This window comes from Cupriavidus cauae, assembly GCF_026210475.1.
Lineage (GTDB): Bacteria > Pseudomonadota > Gammaproteobacteria > Burkholderiales > Burkholderiaceae > Cupriavidus > Cupriavidus cauae.
Genome location: NZ_CP080293.1, coordinates 1,127,523 through 1,145,826, shown reverse-complemented (window position 1 = coordinate 1,145,826; position 18,304 = coordinate 1,127,523). Strand labels below are relative to the sequence as shown.

At 68.6% G+C, this 18,304-nt stretch carries 12 protein-coding genes and 1 tRNA gene; 4 read left to right on the top strand and 9 right to left on the bottom strand.

Features of this window, described 5'->3' with window-relative positions; translation table 11 throughout:
* Positions 1–221: 221 nt before the first annotated feature.
* Positions 222–890 carry a Crp/Fnr family transcriptional regulator gene (locus KZ686_RS05110; RefSeq protein WP_006578248.1) on the top strand — a complete coding sequence of 223 codons (669 nt, stop codon included), beginning with the start codon at positions 222–224 and terminating at the stop codon, positions 888–890.
* Between the two features lie 10 nt (positions 891–900).
* On the opposite strand, the gene KZ686_RS05105 is transcribed toward KZ686_RS05110, so the two are convergent.
* The 4 genes from KZ686_RS05105 to icmF form a co-directional block, all read right to left on the bottom strand.
* Positions 901–2,988 carry a hypothetical protein gene (locus KZ686_RS05105; RefSeq protein ID WP_265633166.1) on the bottom strand — a complete coding sequence of 696 codons (2,088 nt, stop codon included), beginning with the start codon at positions 2,986–2,988 and terminating at the stop codon, positions 901–903.
* 404 nt (positions 2,989–3,392) lie between these two features.
* Positions 3,393–4,253, bottom strand: a complete 861-nt coding sequence (locus KZ686_RS05100) for a 3-hydroxybutyryl-CoA dehydrogenase (RefSeq protein WP_265633164.1) — start codon at positions 4,251–4,253, stop codon at positions 3,393–3,395.
* Between the two features lie 88 nt (positions 4,254–4,341).
* Positions 4,342–4,758, bottom strand: a complete 417-nt coding sequence (locus KZ686_RS05095) for an HIT family protein (RefSeq protein ID WP_223819740.1) — start codon at positions 4,756–4,758, stop codon at positions 4,342–4,344.
* Between the two features lie 254 nt (positions 4,759–5,012).
* Positions 5,013–8,345, bottom strand: a complete 3,333-nt coding sequence (gene icmF / locus KZ686_RS05090) for a fused isobutyryl-CoA mutase/GTPase IcmF (protein WP_265633162.1) — start codon at positions 8,343–8,345, stop codon at positions 5,013–5,015.
* A gap of 296 nt (positions 8,346–8,641) precedes the next feature.
* Between icmF and KZ686_RS05085 the strand changes: the two genes are divergently transcribed.
* The gene (locus KZ686_RS05085) at positions 8,642–9,691 is read left to right on the top strand and encodes a hypothetical protein (RefSeq protein WP_265633160.1); all 1,050 of its coding nucleotides are present in this window, start codon (positions 8,642–8,644) and stop codon (positions 9,689–9,691) included.
* A gap of 188 nt (positions 9,692–9,879) precedes the next feature.
* On the opposite strand, the gene KZ686_RS05080 is transcribed toward KZ686_RS05085, so the two are convergent.
* The 3 genes from KZ686_RS05080 to KZ686_RS05070 all read right to left on the bottom strand — a co-directional run bounded on the left by KZ686_RS05080 (position 9,880) and on the right by KZ686_RS05070 (position 13,740).
* Positions 9,880–10,227, bottom strand: coding sequence for a DUF2917 domain-containing protein (locus KZ686_RS05080; RefSeq protein WP_226108107.1), 348 nt, complete (start codon positions 10,225–10,227; stop codon positions 9,880–9,882).
* 453 nt (positions 10,228–10,680) lie between these two features.
* Entirely contained in the window at positions 10,681–12,069 is a 1,389-nt protein-coding gene (locus tag KZ686_RS05075; protein WP_149317179.1) for an amino acid permease, read from the bottom strand.
* A 339-nt stretch (positions 12,070–12,408) separates the two neighbouring features.
* Entirely contained in the window at positions 12,409–13,740 is a 1,332-nt protein-coding gene (locus tag KZ686_RS05070) for an aspartate aminotransferase family protein (RefSeq protein WP_149317180.1), read from the bottom strand.
* Between the two features lie 362 nt (positions 13,741–14,102).
* Here KZ686_RS05070 and KZ686_RS05065 point away from each other — a divergent pair, with 362 nt between their 5' ends.
* On the top strand, positions 14,103–15,545 hold the full coding sequence (locus tag KZ686_RS05065; RefSeq protein ID WP_149317181.1) for an aminotransferase-like domain-containing protein: 1,443 nt from the start codon (positions 14,103–14,105) through the stop codon (positions 15,543–15,545).
* 162 nt (positions 15,546–15,707) lie between these two features.
* Here KZ686_RS05065 and KZ686_RS05060 read toward each other — a convergent pair whose 3' ends face one another.
* Positions 15,708–16,280, bottom strand: coding sequence for an acyloxyacyl hydrolase (locus KZ686_RS05060; protein WP_149317182.1), 573 nt, complete (start codon positions 16,278–16,280; stop codon positions 15,708–15,710).
* Between the two features lie 520 nt (positions 16,281–16,800).
* On the opposite strand from KZ686_RS05060, the gene dmeF reads away from it, so the two are divergent.
* On the top strand, positions 16,801–17,829 hold the full coding sequence (dmeF, locus tag KZ686_RS05055; RefSeq protein WP_265633157.1) for a CDF family Co(II)/Ni(II) efflux transporter DmeF: 1,029 nt from the start codon (positions 16,801–16,803) through the stop codon (positions 17,827–17,829).
* Between the two features lie 43 nt (positions 17,830–17,872).
* Here the strand turns inward: dmeF and KZ686_RS05050 are convergent.
* Positions 17,873–17,946, bottom strand: a tRNA-Cys gene (locus KZ686_RS05050).
* Positions 17,947–18,304 lie beyond the last annotated feature (358 nt).

Genomic DNA, 18,304 nt, shown 5'->3' with positions numbered 1-18,304 from the left:
GGTGCCAAGCACCGGTGCCGATCGTTATACTTGCCCCTGGTCGTCCGAAGGCCGGCAGGCCGCCGCGCGCCAGGGATATCGTGGCCGCGCCTTGAGCGCGGGTCGGTCCGTGGTGAACGTAAGATAGCCGATGCCCCTCCCCCCGGTTGTCACGTCGGTGACAATTCCGGGTTAATCCCTAGCGGAGTCCCCGCCGGACTCCCGACCGGAGCCAAGCAGGCATGCTCAACGACTTTCTCGACCGGTGCATCTGGGCCGCCGACCTCAGCGACGAACAGCGCCAGCGGGTGCGGCAGGCCATGTTCGTGCGCGAATACAACCCCGGCGATTACGTCTGCCACAAGGGCGAAATGGCCGAGCACTGGCTGGGCGTGCTGGAGGGGATCGTCAAGATCACCACGGTGTCGCCATCGGGCAAGTCGGTGACCTTCACCGGCGTGCCGACCGGCGGATGGTTCGGCGAAGGGGCCGCGCTGAAGCAGGAGATCCGCAAGTACGACGTGATGGCGCTGCGCCATTCGCGCATCGCCTTCCTGCCGCGCGAGACCTTCCAATGGCTGCTCGATACCAGCCTGCCCTTCACGCGCTTTCTGCTGACCCAGCTGAACGAGCGGCTCGGCCAGTTCATTGCCGCGGTCGAATACGAGCGGCTGCTCGATATCGACTCGCGCGTGGCGCGCGCGGTGTCGTCGCTGTTCAACGAGCACCTCTATCCGGGCATCGGCACCAAGCTGGAGATTTCGCAGGAGGAGATCGGACTGCTGGCCGGCATTTCGCGCCAGCGGGCGAACCAGGCCCTGAAGGTGCTGGAGCAGCAGGGCCTGGTTCGGGTCGACTATGGCGAGATCGAAGTGCTCGATCTCGAGGGACTGCGCCAGTACGGCGAATGAGGCATCGGATTCAGACCGGCACCTTTTCGGTGGGCACCTTTTCCGTTGGCACCTTTTCGGTCGGCACCTTTTCGGCCGGCACCTTTTCGGTCGGCACCTTGCTTGCGGAGGAGGACGGCTCCGACTGCTGGTTCGGTGCGCTGCCGTTGCCGAGCGAACGCCACTGCCGCTGATCGCCCTGCTGGTTTGGCCCGGTCGGTTGAAACACGGGCAAGGATTCGAATTTGCCGTCCTTATAGAGGGTGACGGGCTTGTTGCAGTCGGCCTCCGTCACATTGGCAAGCCGCGGGAACACGTTCTTGAGATCCTGCCTGAGCGCGTACGCCGCAGCCTGGCGCTGCGAGACCGGATCCGCTGCCACCGGGCCCGAACGCGCCGCGTCCTCGTCCCGCATGATGACGCGGTCCGCGGAGAAGTCGTTCTGGCCCGGTGCGACACGGGCTGCCCGGTCCGCATCGCCTGCCCAGCGATGGAGGTAGGCGAAGGTCGTATTGCCGATCCGCAGATTGCCGGTCAGCTTGAGCAACAGATCTTTCGCCGCGTCGCCTTCGGGCGTGTCCTGGAAACGCAAATCCTCGCGGAGCGCCTGGACGCTTTCCATGACAAGCGGCAGGATTTCGTTCTGGTAGAACCGCCCGAGCGAGCTGTCGAAAACCGTCTGATGCAGTGCCCTGGCATCGCTTTCGACATCCTTCGGCACCTCGGCCAGCTTGATGGTCTTCCAGGCCCACTTCGCCATGTTGCGCTGTCCCAGCGGCACGAAGCGCAAGGCCTCGCCATCCTCGCGCGATGCGACCGCGAGCACTTCCTCGCCAGGCGCGTCGCCGGACAGGCGCTCCAGCAGTCCCGGCTTGCGTGTGAAGTGCACCAGCCGTACGCGCGCCGGCAAGGCGGAGCCCGCCGCGCGATCGGCATGCAGGGCCTGCGCCGCCTCGCCATTCACACCGCATTGCCGCACGACCTCGCGCACGAAGGCGGCGAGCCGCTTTCCGGCGAGATGGGGCTTGACCTTCTGCTGGACTTTCTCGATCAGCCTCTCGCGCGCATCCAGCACCGTCGATACCACGGGATCGCCCTTGTCGCGACACACGCCATTCAGGATGGTCTGAAAGCGCTGTGCCGCGGACGCACGGCAGGATGCCATGGCTTTGTCGACCGCGCGGGCAAGGGCGCGCCGCGTTGTCCGGGTCGGCTCCGGCCTGCCCTTCTTCACCGTGCAGATCATCAGCGGCCTGACGTCGTTATCCTGGTCATCCCGGACGATCGCGCTGGCCGACGCTTCCAGCAGCCGGGGCGCTTCGTCTTCGATCGTCGCCACCATGAAACGACCCATCAATTCGGCCATGTTCCGATAATCGCAGCCCTGTCTCTGGCCCTTGGCAATACGCAGCAACCGCTCCATGTCGCGCTGGACGCGCTCCTTCCCGTGCGTTGCGACGCTCGGCGCGTGAAGGCGAAACTCGATGGCATCGCCCCCGCTCTTGAAGGACAGCACCAGGATGTCGCCCTCGATTCTGGTCTTGCTTCGGTCGATATGCGCCAGGCCCACCGGACCGCCCTCGGCACAGCGGATCCACGCATCGATTTCCCCGGGGTTCAGCGGCGCCAGTGATCCCAGCGTGCGTTCCGATATCGCCCGGTTCGTCGGCACCGCGTTGCCGCGCCGGTCGGAGGGGCCCTGGCCGGCTTCGGCGTTCCGCGCCTCGATGTCGGGCCACAGTTCGTCGACGATGCGATCGACATGCGCGCGCATGTCCTTGACCAGGCCAGTCGTGATGGTGGACCCGCTGCGCAGCGCCCGCTCCATGGTGCGCGTGCTGCTGCGGAAGAACAGAAAGTCCAACAACTGCATCAGTCGCGTCTGCACCAACGACTCGCCGTTCTCGAACTCGCGCCGGATGCACAGTTGCCGTGTTTTCCCCTTTGTGGCCCACGTCAGCGTGAAGATGTTCTCGCCGATCTGAAACCTGCCACTCGGCTCCGCCCCGGCGGCGTTCTGCCCCAGGACGCGCTTCACGAAGTCGCCTGGATTGTTCCGCACCTCGTTGTAGAACTGCTCGTAGTCCGTCTTCTTCACCGTTCCGATAAAGGTCGCCATGACTTTCAATCCTCATAGAGTGAATGAGGCGGTCATCGTACGGATCAAGGCCAGACCACTTTTCGGAAAGCGAACGATCCTTTCCCATGCCGTCCGGCCTCGCCGAACGCGTCGTCGCGCGACCTTCGCATTCGGCTTGCGCCGTGCGTCATGCGTCCATCATCGACGGCATGCCGCACGGCCGGCACCACCGCGGTGTGCATGTGGTTGTCGCAACATCACCGCATGGCGCTGGAACAGGTCGCCCGAGGCGGCGTTGCGAAGGTATCGGGTTTGGCCGGCATGAAGGACCTGCCTCGCGTCGGAGTCGGTGGCCGCTTACGCGTTCCGTTACGCGTTCCGTTACGCACTCCGTTACGCATTCCGTCGCACGGCGCGGTGTCCGTCATGCCGGCAGCGGATCGCTATTTCGCCGCGCTGTAGACGTAGACTCCCCTGCCCGTCTTGCGGCCGAGGTAGCCGGCGGCCACCATCTCGCGCATCAGCATGGCGGGGCGGTACTTCGGATCGGCGAACTCGGCGTACAGCACCTCCATCACGGCCAGCATGGTGTCGAGCCCGATCATGTCCGCCAGCGCCAGCGGGCCGATCGGATGATTGCAGCCGAGCTTCATCCCTTCGTCGATTTCCTCCGGCGAGGCCAGGCCCTCGCCGAGCACGCAGAAGGCCTCGTTGATCATCGGGCACAGGATGCGGTTGACGACGAAGCCCGGGCTGTTCTTCACCGTGATCGGATACTTGCCGAGCTGCTTCGACAGCTGCTCGACCGCCGCGTGCGTGGCGTCGCTGGTCTGCAGGCCGCGGATCAGCTCGACCAGCGCCATCATCGGCACCGGGTTGAAGAAGTGCATGCCGATGAAGCGTTCGGGGCGGCTGATCGCCGCGGCCAGCTTGGTGATCGAGATCGACGAGGTGTTGGACGCGACGATGGTGTCCTCGCCGACCAGCGCATCGACCTGCTTCAGGATCTTGAGCTTGAGCTCGTAGTTCTCGGTGGCGGCCTCGATCACGATCTGGGCGGCCTTCAGGTCCTCGTAGGCGGTCGAGCCGCGCACGCGCGCGAGCGCCGCGTTCTTGTCGGCCTCGGTGATCTTGTCCTTCTTGATCAGGCGGTCCAGGCTGCCGGCGATGGTGGCGATGCCCTTGTCGACCGCGGCCTGGCTGATATCGACCATCACGACATCGAGCCCGACCACCGCGCACGCCTGCGCGATGCCGTTGCCCATGGTGCCTGCGCCGATGATGCCGACGGTGTGGATTGTCATGCTGTCTCCCTGCTTGCGGATGGAATGGAAATGGAATGGGTATGGATGCGGATCGCGTGAATGCGGATCGCGTGAATGCGGACGGGCGTCAGCCCAGCGCCGCGACGATGCGCGCCGCATGCTGCTGCAGCACCGCCGGGTCCTGCGGCTCGCTGGCGTGGCCGCGCAGCGGGCGGTCGGCGTAGCGCGGCACGATATGGAAGTGCACGTGCGGTACGGTCTGGCCGGCGGCGGCGCCATTGAACTGGCCGATCGACAGGCCGTCCGGGCCGAACGCGTCGCGCACCGCGCGGGCGATGCGCTGGGTGGTGCGGATCGCGGCCTGCGCGGCGGCTTCGGACAGGTCGAACAGCTCGGCGGCGGCCTCCTTGGGCAGCACCAGCACGTGGCCGTCCGACTGCGGCATGATGTCCATGAAGGCCAGCGTGTCGGCGTCTTCGTAGACCTTGTGGCAAGGCAGCTCGCCTCGCAGGATTCGGGCAAAGATATTGTTCGGGTCGTACACCGTGAGCTCCGGTTCGGGAATGCGCGACTGCGCCGGAATCGCGCCGGGGTCCGCTGGACTGGCTGCGATGGATCGACAGCCCGGCGGCAAGGCAGCGCCGCTTGCGAGTTTAACGCACGGTCGTGCGAATCGCCGTCCAAGGGCGAGGCAACAGCAGGCCACCGCAGCAAGCGGCCGAAGCAAACGACCGCGCGGGACGTGGCGGTCCCGCGCGGTCGCTCCCCTCCCCGCAGTCGCCGCCTGTTCGGCGGACGCTACATGTTCCGCCGATACTGTCCGCCAACCTCGAACAGCGCATGCGTAATCTGCCCCAGCGAGCAGACCCGCACCGCGTCCATCAGCACCGCGAACACGTTCTCGTCGTCGATCACCGCCTGGCGCAGCCGCGCCAGCATCGCCGGCGCCGCGTCGGCATGGCGGGCGTGGAATGCCTGCAGCCGCCGCAGCTGGCTCTGCTTCTCGTCCTCGCTGGAGCGTGCCAGTTCGAGCGTGGCCGGGGTCGGATCGCCGTCGGGATTGCGGAAGGTATTGACGCCGATGATCGGCAGCGAGCCATCGTGCTTGCGCTGCTCGTAGAGCATCGACTCTTCCTGGATCTTGGCGCGCTGGTAGCCGGTCTCCATCGCGCCGAGCACGCCGCCGCGCTCGGCGATCCGCTCGAACTCCTGCAGCACCGCCTCCTCCACCAGGTCGGTCAGTTCCTCGATCAGGAAACTGCCCTGGTTCGGGTTCTCGCACTTGGCGACGCCCCATTCGCGATTGATGATCAGCTGGATCGCCAGCGCGCGCCGCACCGACTCCGCCGTCGGCGTGGTGATCGCCTCGTCGTAGGCGTTGGTGTGCAGCGAATTGCAGTTGTCGTAGATCGCGATCAGCGCCTGCAGCGTGGTGCGGATGTCGTTGAAGTCGATCTCCTGCGCGTGCAGCGAGCGGCCCGAGGTCTGGATGTGGTACTTCAGCTTCTGGCTGCGCTCGTTGGCGCCGTACTTGTCGCGCAGCGTGACGGCCCAGATGCGGCGCGCGACGCGGCCCAGCACGCTGTACTCGGGGTCCATGCCGTTCGAGAAGAAGAACGACAGGTTGGGCGCGAAGTCGTCGATATGCATGCCGCGCGCCAGATAGGCCTCGACATAGGTGAAGCCGTTGGCCAGCGTGAAGGCCAGCTGCGAGATCGGATTCGCGCCGGCCTCGGCGATGTGATAGCCGGAGATCGACACCGAGTAGAAGTTGCGCACCTGATGATCGACGAAGTACTGCTGGATGTCGCCCATCACCTTCAGCGAGAACTCGGTCGAGAAGATGCAGGTGTTCTGGCCCTGGTCCTCCTTCAGGATGTCGGCCTGCACGGTGCCGCGCACGTTCTGCAGCACCATCGCGCGGATCTTCGCCGCCTCGCCGGCATCGGGCTCGCGGCCCTGCTCGCGGCGGAAGCGGTCGAGCTGCTGATCGATCGCGGTGTTCATGAACATCGCCAGGATCGCCGGCGCCGGGCCGTTGATCGTCATCGACACCGAGGTCTGCGGATCTATGAGGTCGAAGCCGTCGTACAGCACCTTCATGTCGTCGAGCGTCGCGATCGAGACGCCCGAATTGCCGACCTTGCCGTAGATGTCGGGTCGCAGGTCCGGGTCCTCGCCGTACAGCGTGACCGAATCGAAGGCCGTCGACAGCCGCTTGGCCGGCATGCCCTCGGAAACCAGCTTGAAGCGGCGGTTGGTGCGGAAGGCATCGCCCTCGCCGGCGAACATCCGCGTCGGGTCCTCGTTCTCGCGCTTGAAGGGGAACACGCCCGCGGTGTAGGGGAAATAGCCCGGCAGGTTCTCGCGCATCAGCCAGCGCAGCAGCTCGCCCTCGTCGGTAAAGCGCGGCAGCACGACCTTGCGCAGCCGCGTGCCCGACAGCGTGGTGGTGACGAGCCCGGTGCGCAGGTCCCTGCCGCGGATCGTCACCACGTGCTCGTCGCCGCTGTAGGCTTCGCGCAGCGCGGGCCAGCCGGCCAGCAGCGCGCGCTCGGTCTCGCCCAGCGCGCCGTCGCGCGCGGCTTCGAGCGTCTCCAATGCCTGCAAGGCCTGCGGTGCGTGCCGCGCATCGGCGCCCGCGGCAGCCGAGGCCTCCGCCAGCATCCGCCGTGCCTCGCGCAACTGCTGCCGCTCGCGCGCGATCGCGCTCTGCGCCGCAACCCGCTTGTGATACGCCCGCACGGTATCGGCGAGCTCGGCCAGATAGCGGCTGCGCGCCGGCGGCACGATCGCGTTGCGGCCGGTGCTCTGCCGTCCCGCCAGCCGCGGCAGCGTGCCGTCGCGCAGCACCAGGCCGCGCTGGGCCAGCGCCTCGCGCAGGCCCAGGTACAGCATCGTCACGCCGTCGTCGTTGAAGCGCGAGGCCTGGGTGCCGTAGACCGGCATGTCCTCGGCGCGCGCGTGCCATTGCTCGCGGTTGCGCTGCATCTGCTTGGCGACGTCGCGCCACGCGTCCTGCGCGCCCTTGCGGTCGAACTTGTTGATCGCGACGAAGTCGGCGAAGTCCAGCATGTCGATCTTCTCGAGCTGGCTGGCGGCGCCGAACTCGGGCGTCATCACGTACAGCGACAGGTCGACATGGGGCACGATCGCCGCGTCGCCCTGGCCGATGCCCGAGGTCTCGACCACGATCAGGTCGAAGCCGGCGACCTTGCAGGCCGCCAGCGCGTCCGGCAGCGCGCGCGACACCTCGCTGGCGGCATCGCGCGTGGCCAGCGAGCGCATGTAGATCTGCGGATGGTGGATCGCGTTCATGCGGATCCGGTCGCCCAGCAGCGCGCCGCCGGTACGCCGGCGCGAGGGATCGATCGAGATCACGGCGATGCGCAGGCTGTCCTGCTGGTCGAGCCGGAAGCGGCGGATCAGCTCGTCGGTCAGCGACGATTTGCCGGCCCCGCCGGTACCGGTCACGCCGAGCACCGGGGTCACGATGCCGGCGGCATCCGCATGCAGCGCGGCGGCCAGGGCCGGATCGGCCTTGCCGTTCTCCAGCACGGTGATCCATTGCGCCAGCGCGCGGCGATCGCCCGCGCGCAGCGAGTCCAGCGTCGCGGGCGCATGGCGCGACAGGTCGAAGTCGCAGCGCCGCACCATGTCGGCGATCATGCCGGCCAGGCCCATGCGCTGGCCGTCCTCGGGGCTGTAGATGCGCGCCACGCCATAGTCCTGCAGCTCGCGGATCTCCGCCGGCACGATCACGCCGCCGCCGCCGCCGAACACCTGGATATGGGCGCCGCCGCGCTCGCGCAGCAGGTCGACCATGTACTTGAAGTATTCGACGTGGCCGCCCTGGTAGCTCGAGACGGCGATGCCCTGCACGTCCTCCTGCAGCGCGGCGGCGACGACCTCCTCGACGGAGCGGTTGTGGCCGAGGTGGATCACCTCGCAGCCCTGCGCCTGCAGGATGCGGCGCATGATGTTGATCGAAGCATCGTGGCCGTCGAACAAGGATGCGGCCGTCACGAAACGGACCTTGTGGGTCGGCGCGCCGGCGGGCGCGGGTGCCGGCGCCACGGTGGCGGCCTCGGCTTCGGCGCCTGCCTTGCGCAGGTCGGACAGATCGGTCATGGTCTCCACCCGGTGAGGCCGGGAGCGGCGGACAGACTGCGCCGCCGAAGCACCGGCCATCGCGTTGTGCGGCCATTGCTGGCCATATTGTCTGGGGTTGCCCGCGCCGGCGGTGCCGCCGGTGGGCCAGTCGATTGTAGGCCCATCCCGCCGGGCGTGACCAGCGGGCAGCAAACGGCACGTGACGCCCCCTGCCTTCGGCTACAATCGAGAACATCCGCCGGGACTCGGACCTCCGGTCGGCACAACAAAGGACACGCACAGCCGGCCGTGTCGACCTATTGAAGGGGATTCCTATGCGGCATTGCGTGCCGTGGCTGCCGCGCCTTGCGCTGCTCGCAGGTCTGATCGGCCTGCCCGCCAGTGCCATCGCGTGGGACTACACGCCCGCGGCCATCTCGGGTCTGACCAGCCTGTACGGCTACCTGACCAACCAGAACGCCACGCTCGAGCGCGCCGCGGCCAAATACCCGTCGCTGCGCAACGACATCCAGCAGGTGCGCAACGCGTTCGACCGCCAGTATCCCGATGCGCTGGCCACGGTGACCCGGCTGTTCCAGGACATTCCGCTGCCCGCCACCGACCGTGCCCGGCTGGCGACCAAGGTGCTGGAAATGGACCGCGAGGCGATGCAGTCGGCGCTGGCCTCCGAGCCCGCGATGCAGGCCTATCTGCAGCGCGTGCGCGAAAGCGCCCAGGGCGACATGGAAAAGGCCTCGCTGCAACTGCTGCTGGCCGCGGTCTACGAGGACAAACCCGCCGCCGAACTGGCCTCGCCGATGGCCAGGACCTACACCACCAGGGGCGTCCGGCAGGCCGGCGCGATCGACCTGATGTTGCGCATGCCGCTGTCCTGGGAGCGCGATGCGGCCCGGGAAAAGCTGCTGCCGGACAACGCCATCTTTGCCTTCACCAGCCAGGGCGGCAACGGCCTGTCGACCATCGATCTGCTGGCGCGCCCGCTGCCGAAGGACGCGGCCAGGGAAGGATCGAAGGAAGGCGCAAAGGAAGGCGGGAAGGAAGGCTCGGGCGCTGTGGCCGCCGCGCGCGCGGCCGAGGAACTGAAGGCGCTGACCGGCGCCAGCGCCAAGGTGATCGCCCAGGGCACCGTACGGTTGGCGAATCACCGCGCCAACTGGGCCAGCTTTTCCATCGCCAGCGACGGTGGCCGCCTGCAGTACGGCCGCGTCTGGTGGGTACCGCTGCCGGAGGCCGGCCAGACCGCGGTGCTGCTGTGCCGCACGCCGTCGCTGGCGCCGCAGGCCGCCGACAACGAGCGGCAGCGGCTGGAGCCGTTGTGGCAGGCGGTCGCCGCCACGCTGTCGTCCGCGACGCCGGCGCGCTGAGCGCCGCCGGGCCGCGCTCCATCCTTCCGGCCCATACGCTCCAAACGTTCAAACGTTCCAAACGCTGCGAGGGCTTCGAGCGCTTCAAGGGCTTCGAGGGCTTCGAGGGCTTCGAGGGCTTCGAGCGCTTCGAGCGCTTCGAGCGCTTGGAACGCTTCGAACGCTTCAATCGCTTCGACCCATTCCCGCTAGCGCGACAGATGCCGTGCCGGCCACCAGCCGGCGGACGGCTCCGGCAGCCGTATCGGGTCGGGCCGCGGCCGCGGGCGCAGCAGGGCGAGCAGCCCGCGCCATGACAGCGGCGCCGACTGCTGGGCCACCGTGAAGCGCGCCCCCGGCGCGTCGGCCGAGATCCATACCCAGGCGCCCTCGGGCAGGTCGAACGACTGGCCCGGCGCCAGCCAGACATCGCCGCGCTGCCCTTCCACCGTCAACCAGATGTTCCCGTCGCGCGCGACGATGCGCTGGCCCAGCCGCGCGCGCCAGCTGACCGGCGTGCCGGCCTGGTCCAGTTCGAAATCCCTGAGTTCCTGCATGGTGCTGCTCCTGTCGATGGGCATCGAGCGGAGCCGGCTCGTCCGGCCCGCCGCCTGCCGGTCGCGCAACGGCGGGACCGGATGTTGTCCAGGCGGGCATGGTCGGCGCCGATGGTCCTGAAGCCTTTCGGTATTTCGCGGCGGTTTTTGCCCGCTGCGCCGGGCCTCTTGCCAATGTGGGCGACCGCACGGACGGCCGCGCCACGGCGTGCTTCGATGCACGATTTCATTATGGACGGCCGGCGCGGCCATCAAAGGGACAGTTCCGAACAGTTTCCCAGGTACTGTTCCGGCGTTTTTTCTGACAGTTGGGGCGCTGGGCGGCGGAGGCCCTACCGACGAGGCGGTGACGAGGCTGGACCCGCGACGCCCTGTCGAGGCCCCGACGAGGCCGGACCCACGACGCCCTGACGAGCCCCTGACGGCGCCCGGCCGACGAGGCCCTGGCGAGCCCTACCGATGCAGCACGGCGTTGCGCCGCGCATAGCCGAAATAGATCACCAGGCCCAGCGCCAGCCACAGCAGGAAGGCTACCCAGGTGAACGGCTGCAGATGCGCCATCAGGAACAGGCAGAAGCCGACCGACAGCAGCGGTACCACCGGCACGCCCGGGCAGCGGAAGGTGCGCGGCAGGTCCGGCCGGGTCTTGCGCAGCACCAGCACCGCGATCGAGATCAGCGCGAACGCCGACAGCGTGCCGATATTGATCAGCTCGGCCAGCACGTTCAGCGGCACCAGGCCGGCGATCGACGAGAACACGATGCCGACCGCCCACGTCGCCTGGAACGGCGTCGCGTGCACCGGATGCACCCGCGACAGCCGGGCCGGCAGCAGCCCGTCGCGCGACATCGCGAACAGGATGCGGGTCTGGCCGTAGGTCATCACCAGGATCACCGTCGTCATGCCGAGGATCGCGCCGAGGTCGACAAAACCCGCGACCCAGTTCTCGCCCGCGTACTGCAGCGCCAGCGAGACCGGATGGTCGATGCCCTCGAACTTCGGGAACGGCACGATGCCGGTCATGATCGCCGCCACCGCGACATACAGCAGCGTGCAGACCGCCAGCGACCCAATGATGCCGATCGGCAGGTCGCGGCGCGGATTGCGCACCTCCTCGGCCGCCGAGGTCACCGCATCGAAGCCGATGAAGGCGAAGAACACCAGCGCGGCGGCATTGACGATGCCGGCGAAGCCGAACGGCGCGTAGGGCTGCCAGTTGACCGGCTTGACGTGCCAGACGCCGACCGCGATGAACAGCAGCACCACCGCGACCTTGATCGCCACCATGATGTTGTTGACCCGTGCCGACTCCCGCACGCCATACGACACCACCCAGGTGATCGCCAGCATGATCAGCACCGCCGGCAGGTTCAGCACGGTCTGCACGCCCGGCACCGCGCCGGGCGCGGCGGTCAGCGCCGCCGGCAGTTGCACGCCGAAGCCCGACAGCAGGGACTGGAAGTAGCCCGACCAGCCGACCGACACCGCCGAGGTCGCCAGCCCGTATTCGAGCAGCAGGTCCCAGCCGATCATCCAGGCGACGATCTCGCCCAGCGTGGCGTAGCTGTAGGTGTAGATCGAGCCGGACACCGGGATCGCGGTCGCGAATTCGGCGTAGCACAGCGCGGCGAAACCGCAGGCGAGCGCGGCGATCACGAAGGACAGCGTCAGCGCCGGGCCCGCGGTCAGCGCGCCGGTACCGGTCAGCACGAAGATGCCGGTGCCGATGATGGCGCCGATGCCCATCATCACCAGGTCGACCGGGCCGAGCACCTTTTTCAAGCCATCGTCGCGGCTCGCGGCCAGCATCGTTTCGATGTCCTTGGTGCGGAACAAGCTCATGAAGGGATCTCCTGCATTGGCGGCATCCGCCCGGGGTCGGCCGGGCGGTGTCGCCAGGATCGAGTTTGGCCGGCCTGTGGATGACCGGTCGCCAATGCCCGCGGGCGCCACCGCCTGGGTGGACGCGCAGGGCCGCCCGCGGCTCGGCCAGGTGGGCCGGCCGGGGCAAAAAAGCGCCTAGTTTATCGAACCGCTCTGGCCAAACCGTCACTTATGGAGGCGGGCTTCGGGGTTCGGAGCAGAAGAAGGGAGCGGGAGGCGGGGTGGGAGTTTTCGCTCCCCTCTCCCGCAGCGGGGAGAGGAGAGGGATCGGCGCGGGGCGTCCGCGCCGGCGCTGCCTTACTGCACGTCCTTCAGCACCTGCCGCACCGTGTCGAACAGCTCGGCGATCTGCGCCTCGGTGACGATCAGCGGCGGCGAGAAGGCCAGGATGTCGCCGGTGTACCGCACCAGCACGCCGCGCTCCAGGCACTTGAGGAAGACCTCGTAGCCGCGCGCGCCCGGCTGTCCCGGCCGCGGCTCGAGCTCGATGCCGGCCACCAGGCCCAGGTTGCGGATGTCCTTGACGTGCGGAGCGCCGCGCACGCCGTGCGCGGCCTCCTCGAACAGCGGCGCCAGCTTCGCGGCGCGCCCGAACAGGTCCTCGCTGCGATACAGGTCCAGCGTGGCGATCGCCGCGGCGGCCGCCAGCGGGTGGCCCGAATAGGTATAGCCGTGCGGCAGCTCGATCGCGCCGGCGGCGGCGGCGTCGATCACCGTGTCGTGGACCTCGCGCCGGACCGCCACCGCGCCCATCGGCACGGCCGCGTTGTTGATCGCCTTGGCCATCGTGATCAGGTCCGGCGTGACCTTGAAGCGCTCGGCCGCGGTGGCCGCGCCCAGCCGGCCGAAGGCGGTGATCACCTCGTCGAAGATCAGCAGGATGCCGTGCTTGCTGGTGATCTCGCGCAGCCGCTCCAGGTAGCCGACCGGCGGCACCAGCACGCCGGCCGAGCCCGCCAGCGGCTCGACGATGACGGCGGCGACGTTGGACGGATCGTGCAGCGCGATGATCCGCTCGAGATCGTCGGCCAGATGCGCGCCCCAGGTCGGCTGGCCCTTGGAGAAGGCCGCCTCGGCGATATTGAGCGTGGCCGGCAGATGGTCGGTGCCCGGCATCAGGTTGGCCGAGAAGGCCTTGCGGTTCGGGCCGATGCCGCCGACCGCCATGCCGCCGAAGCCGACGCCGTGATAGCCGCGCTCGCGGCCGATGAAGCGGGTGCGCTGCCCCTCGCCGCGGGCGCGGTGATAGGCCAGCGCGATCTTCAGCGCGGTATCGACCGATTCGGAGCCGGAGTTGGTGAAGAAGATGCGGTCCAGGCCCGAGGGCATGATCGCCGCGACCTTGCTGGCCGCCTCGAACGACAGCGGATGGCCCATCTGGAACGGCGGCGCATAGTCCAGCGTCTGCACCTGGTGCGCGATCGCGTCGGCGATCTCCTTGCGGCAGTGCCCGGCCGCCACGCACCACAGGCCGGCGCAGCCGTCGAGGATCTTGCGGCCGTCGTGGGTCGTGTAATACATGCCGCTGGCCGAGGCCAGCAGCCGCGGCGCCGCCTTGTACTGGCGGTTCGCGGTGAACGGCATCCACAGCGCATCGAGATCGGGAATCACGGTCTTGGCGGCGTCCATTACTTCCTCCTTGGGTTCGTCCTGGCTTGGTCGGGCTGGGTCCGGGGCCTTGTGCAGGGCCTGGTCCGGTCGGTTCGGGATGTCGCGCCGCCGGGCAACAGCGGCCGATGGCGCGGGATAGCGATCCGGCCACTGTAGCGAGCCCGGCGCTCCCTAAAAATATACGGTTGCGAAATGCTCGCCTTACCGTACTGATTTTGCGGCTCGAACCGTACAGGTCAATCCCAGTCCCGGCGCCGCGGCATCATCGCGATGCGCCCGTATCCGCCGAGAGCATGCGGCATCGCGGCATGGCCGGGGTGGCCGGCAGCGCCCCTCGCCGCGCTTGAACTGTACAGGCATCCCCCGCACAATGCGGTCGCATGATCCAGCTCGAATTGACCCGCAGCCGCCGCGGCGGCGACACGCTGACCGAACAGATCGTCGCCGGCATCGCGGCGCTGGTCGACCGGCGCGCCCTGCGCCCCGGCATCGCGGTGCCCTCGGTGCGGCGTTTCGCCGCCCAGCATGGCGTCAGCACCTTTACGGTGGCCGAAGCCTACGGCCGGCTGACCGCTCTCGGCTACCTGGCCGCGCGCGCGGGCTCGGGCTATACGGTCGCGCATCGCCAGGCCAGCACCGAGCAGGCGCCGAGCCCACGCTGGGAGACCCCTGCCCTGAACGCCGCGTGGCTGCTGTCGGACGTGTTCGCCGACCATTCGGTGCCGATCAAGGCCGGCGCCGGCTGGCTGCCCGGCGACTGGCTCAACGAGGAAGGGCTGCACCAGGCCATCCGCGCCGCCGCCCGCGTGCCGGCCGGCCAGGTGTCGGGCTACGGCCATCCCTACGGCTTCGCCGCGCTGCGCGAGCACATCGCCACGCGGCTCGCGCAATACGGCATGCCGATGCAGGCGCAGCAGGTGGTGCTGACGCAGGGCGCGACCCAGGCGCTGGACCTGGTGGTGCGCACGCTGCTGCGCGCCGGCGATACGGTGCTGGTCGAGGACCCGTGCTACTGCAATCTGCTGCAGATCCTGCGGCTGGCCGGGCTGAAGGTGGTGGGCGTACCGCGTGGCGCGGCGGGGCTGGATACCGACGCGCTCGACGCGGCCATCCGCCGGCACGGGCCGCGCGCGCTGTTCGTCAACACGGTGCTGCAGAACCCGACCGGCGGCACGCTGACCAGCATGAACGCGCACCGCGTGCTGCAGCTGGCCGAGCAGCACCGGCTGCTGGTGGTCGAGGACGATATCTATCGCGAGCTGGCTCCCGCCGGCGCGCCGATGCTGGCGGCGATGGACGGGCTGTCGCATGTGGTCTACGTCAACGGCTTCTCGAAGACCATCACGCCGTCGCTGCGGGTCGGCTATCTGGCGGCCAGCCCGGAACTGGCCAAGGCCTTCGCCCGCACCAAGATGGCGGTGGGGCTCACTTCCTCGGAGGTCACCGAGCGGCTGGTCTATGCGGTGCTGACCGGCGGCCACTACGCGCGCCACGTCGACGCGCTGGCCGCGCGGCTGCGCGCGCAGCAGGACCGCGTCACCGAGAAGATGGAGGCGCACGGCCTCGAAGTGCTGCTGCGCCCGGAAGGCGGCATGTTCGCCTGGGCACGGGTACGTGGGGCGCCCGACGGCGCGGCCGCGGCCGCGCAGGGGCTGTCCGGCGGCCAGCTGGCGACGCGCGCGCTGTCGCACGGCGTATGGCTGGCGCCCGGCAGCTATTTCGCGCCGGACGAGACCGATTCGCCGTGGATCCGCTTCAATGTCGCGACCAGCGATGCGCCGGCGCTGTGGGAGTTCTTCGATGGCGTGCGCGGCGGCAGCTAGCCGCGCACGCTTTGGCGCCCGGCAGGCCCGGAGCGGCCCCGAAGCGGGTCTCCAAGCAAGCCCCAGGCAGTGGGCCCGGGAGAGGCCGGGACCGGCCGAGTCCGGCCGGGAATGGGCCCGCGGAGAGGTCGGGGCCCGGACGCGGGCGCCCGGAGGCAGCGCTCAGAAGCGGTAACGCACGTAACCGGTGTAGAAGTTGGTACCCGGATTCGGCCGCTTGATGCTGGCATTCGAGATGTGCTGGAAGCGGAAACCGGCCTCGGCACGCTTCTGCGGACCGAAGGCCACGCCCACGCCGACCATGTCCGAGAACTGGAAGGCGGTGCTGTAGTCGTGCGAGTCCGAGGTCGAGGTGGCGCTCATCAGGCGCAGGCCCACCGACAGCTCGGCGAACGGCACCACGCTCCAGCCGTGCTTCTCGACGCGCAGGATCGGCGAGAAGCCGAGTTCGGTCACGTCGCGGCGGTTGTTGCCGCTGCGCGCGTTCCAGCGCGCCAGTTCGACTTCCCATTGCAGCTTGGCCAGCCAGCCCTGCGGATTGCCGTAGGCGAAGCCCGAATCCCAGTTCAGGCCCACCTCGTACTTGTTCAGGCCGTGGCCGGGGTCGCGGCCGTAGGCCACATGGACGGCGGGGTCGGCCTGGGCGGGCGCCGCGGCGATCAGCGCTGCTGCGGCGCAGCAAAGGGCGGCCGAGCGGCGCAGCGAACGCGCCGTGCGTTCTTGTTGTTGTGTCATGGTCGAGGGGAGAGGAGGAGTTGAAAGATGCCGGCGAAGGCACTGGCACAGTCCGTGCCAGGCAGGAGACGCCACCCGCATCGGCGCCGCGCGAACGGGCTGGAGGTCAGGCCCAGAGCCGTTCGATCAGCCAACCGGCGGTGGCGCACAAGCCGAGCCACGCCGCCATGCAACCGGCAATGAATCGATAAGTCATCGTACTTTTGGCAAGCAAAGAGCGAAATTACGCAAAATCGTGATCGCGATGATACATGCATTCATGAATGTATGTTAAGCGGCGACAAATCCATTTTGCGTCTGGGGGTAAACGATCGGCCATCCGGGAAACTTGAGGGCGCCGGCTGCTGGCGGTTCCAACCGCGGGTGCCGCCCCAAGCCGCGGCGGCGAGGCCCGACTGCGAGTCCTGACCGGGTCCCGACTGCCACTGCCGACCGGGAGTCGGCGCACTTGCAGCAGGGATTTGCGCCTGCCCACGCATGCATGCTGCTACCCTTGCGGCCATCGAAAAGAGGCCAAGCCATGCATACCCACGATCTCTCCCCCTGGACCCACTCGCATGTCTTCGACCGCGGCAACGCCGCCGGCGAACGCGGTACGCGCCTGGTGCTGCTGCTGACGGCCGCGGCGATGGTGGCGGAGATCGCCGCCGGCTGGTGGTTCGGCTCGATGGCGCTGCTGGCCGACGGCTGGCACATGAGTTCGCACGCGCTGGCGATCGGCCTGTCGGTGTTCGCGTATGCGGCCGCCCGCCGCTTCGCCAACGACCGCCGCTTCGCCTTCGGCACCTGGAAGATCGAGGTGCTGGCCGGCTTCGCCAGCGCGGTCTTCCTGATGGGGGTGGCCGCGCTGATGGGCTTCGCCTCGATCGAGCGGCTGTTCGCCCCGGCGGCGATCCGCTATCCGGAAGCGATGGCGGTCACCTGCCTGGGCCTGCTGGTCAACCTGGCGAGCGCCTGGCTGCTGGGCGGCGCGCACCACCATCACCACGGGCACGGGCACGATCACCACCACCATCACCACGACGATCATCATCACGGCCACTACCACGGGCACGGCCATGACCACGCGCATGGCCACGCGCATGGCCACGACCTGAACCTGCGTTCGGCCTACCTGCACGTGCTGGCCGACGCCGCCACCTCGGTGCTGGCGCTGCTGGCGCTCGCGGGCGGCTGGTGGCTCGGCTGGAACTGGCTCGATCCGGTGATGGGCATCGTCGGCGCGGTGCTGGTCGGACACTGGGCGCTCGGCCTGATCCGCCAGACCTCCGCGGTGCTGCTCGATCGCGAGATGGACCATCCGGTGGTCGACGAGGTGCGCGAGGTGCTGGCCGGCTTCGACCAGGGCCGCGATGGCACCCGCGTGACCGACCTGCATGTCTGGCGGGTCGGCAAGGACAAGTTCGCCTGCATCGTCGCGCTGGTCACGCACGACCCGACGCTGACGCCGGCGCGCGTGCGTACCGCCCTCGGCGTGCACGAGGAACTGGCGCATGTGACGGTGGAAATCGCGCGCTGCGACGATGGCGCGATGAAGAAGGCCGGCTGAACCACGCCGCTCGCGCCGATTGCATTGGCGCGGGCAGGAAACCTGGAGGCGGGGGAACGGAATCGAACCGTCGTACACGGCTTTGCAGGCCGTGGCATGCCACTCTGCCACCCCGCCGCTGTCTTGAAGCGGTGCGCTGCGGACAGCGCGGGCCGAAGTGTAGCCCGATTCGCCCGATCGTGCAGAAGGCCGCCGCATCGCGGCCGAGCCCGGCCCGAGCCCGGCCCGAGCCCGCCCCGAGCCGATCGGAGCCTGAACCTGAGCCTGAGCCTGAGCCTGAGCCTGAGCCTGAGCCTGAGCCTGAGCCTGAGCCTGAGCCTGAGCCTGAGCCTGAGCCTGAGCCTGAGCCTGAGCCTGAGCCTGAGCCTGAGCCGAGCCCGAGCCCGAGCGTGAGCCCGGGCCCGAGCCCGAGCCAACGTGCGGCCGAGCCGGCCCCCCACCGATCTCTGCTATCGTCTCGGCCAACGTTGAAAGG

What these genes read in the sequence shown, in the direction of transcription:
- KZ686_RS05100 (WP_265633164.1), bottom strand. Translation starts at nt 4,253, where the DNA reads ATGACAATCCACACCGTCGGCATCATCGGCGCAGGCACCATGGGCAAC.
- KZ686_RS05065 (WP_149317181.1), top strand. Translation starts at nt 14,103, where the DNA reads ATGATCCAGCTCGAATTGACCCGCAGCCGCCGCGGCGGCGACACGCTG.
- KZ686_RS05070 (WP_149317180.1), bottom strand. Translation starts at nt 13,740, where the DNA reads ATGGACGCCGCCAAGACCGTGATTCCCGATCTCGATGCGCTGTGGATG.
- icmF (WP_265633162.1), bottom strand. Translation starts at nt 8,345, where the DNA reads ATGACCGATCTGTCCGACCTGCGCAAGGCAGGCGCCGAAGCCGAGGCC.
- KZ686_RS05075 (WP_149317179.1), bottom strand. Translation starts at nt 12,069, where the DNA reads ATGAGCTTGTTCCGCACCAAGGACATCGAAACGATGCTGGCCGCGAGC.
- KZ686_RS05080 (WP_226108107.1), bottom strand. Translation starts at nt 10,227, where the DNA reads ATGCAGGAACTCAGGGATTTCGAACTGGACCAGGCCGGCACGCCGGTC.
- dmeF (WP_265633157.1), top strand. Translation starts at nt 16,801, where the DNA reads ATGCATACCCACGATCTCTCCCCCTGGACCCACTCGCATGTCTTCGAC.
- KZ686_RS05105 (WP_265633166.1), bottom strand. Translation starts at nt 2,988, where the DNA reads ATGGCGACCTTTATCGGAACGGTGAAGAAGACGGACTACGAGCAGTTC.
- KZ686_RS05085 (WP_265633160.1), top strand. Translation starts at nt 8,642, where the DNA reads ATGCGGCATTGCGTGCCGTGGCTGCCGCGCCTTGCGCTGCTCGCAGGT.
- KZ686_RS05060 (WP_149317182.1), bottom strand. Translation starts at nt 16,280, where the DNA reads ATGACACAACAACAAGAACGCACGGCGCGTTCGCTGCGCCGCTCGGCC.
- KZ686_RS05110 (WP_006578248.1), top strand. Translation starts at nt 222, where the DNA reads ATGCTCAACGACTTTCTCGACCGGTGCATCTGGGCCGCCGACCTCAGC.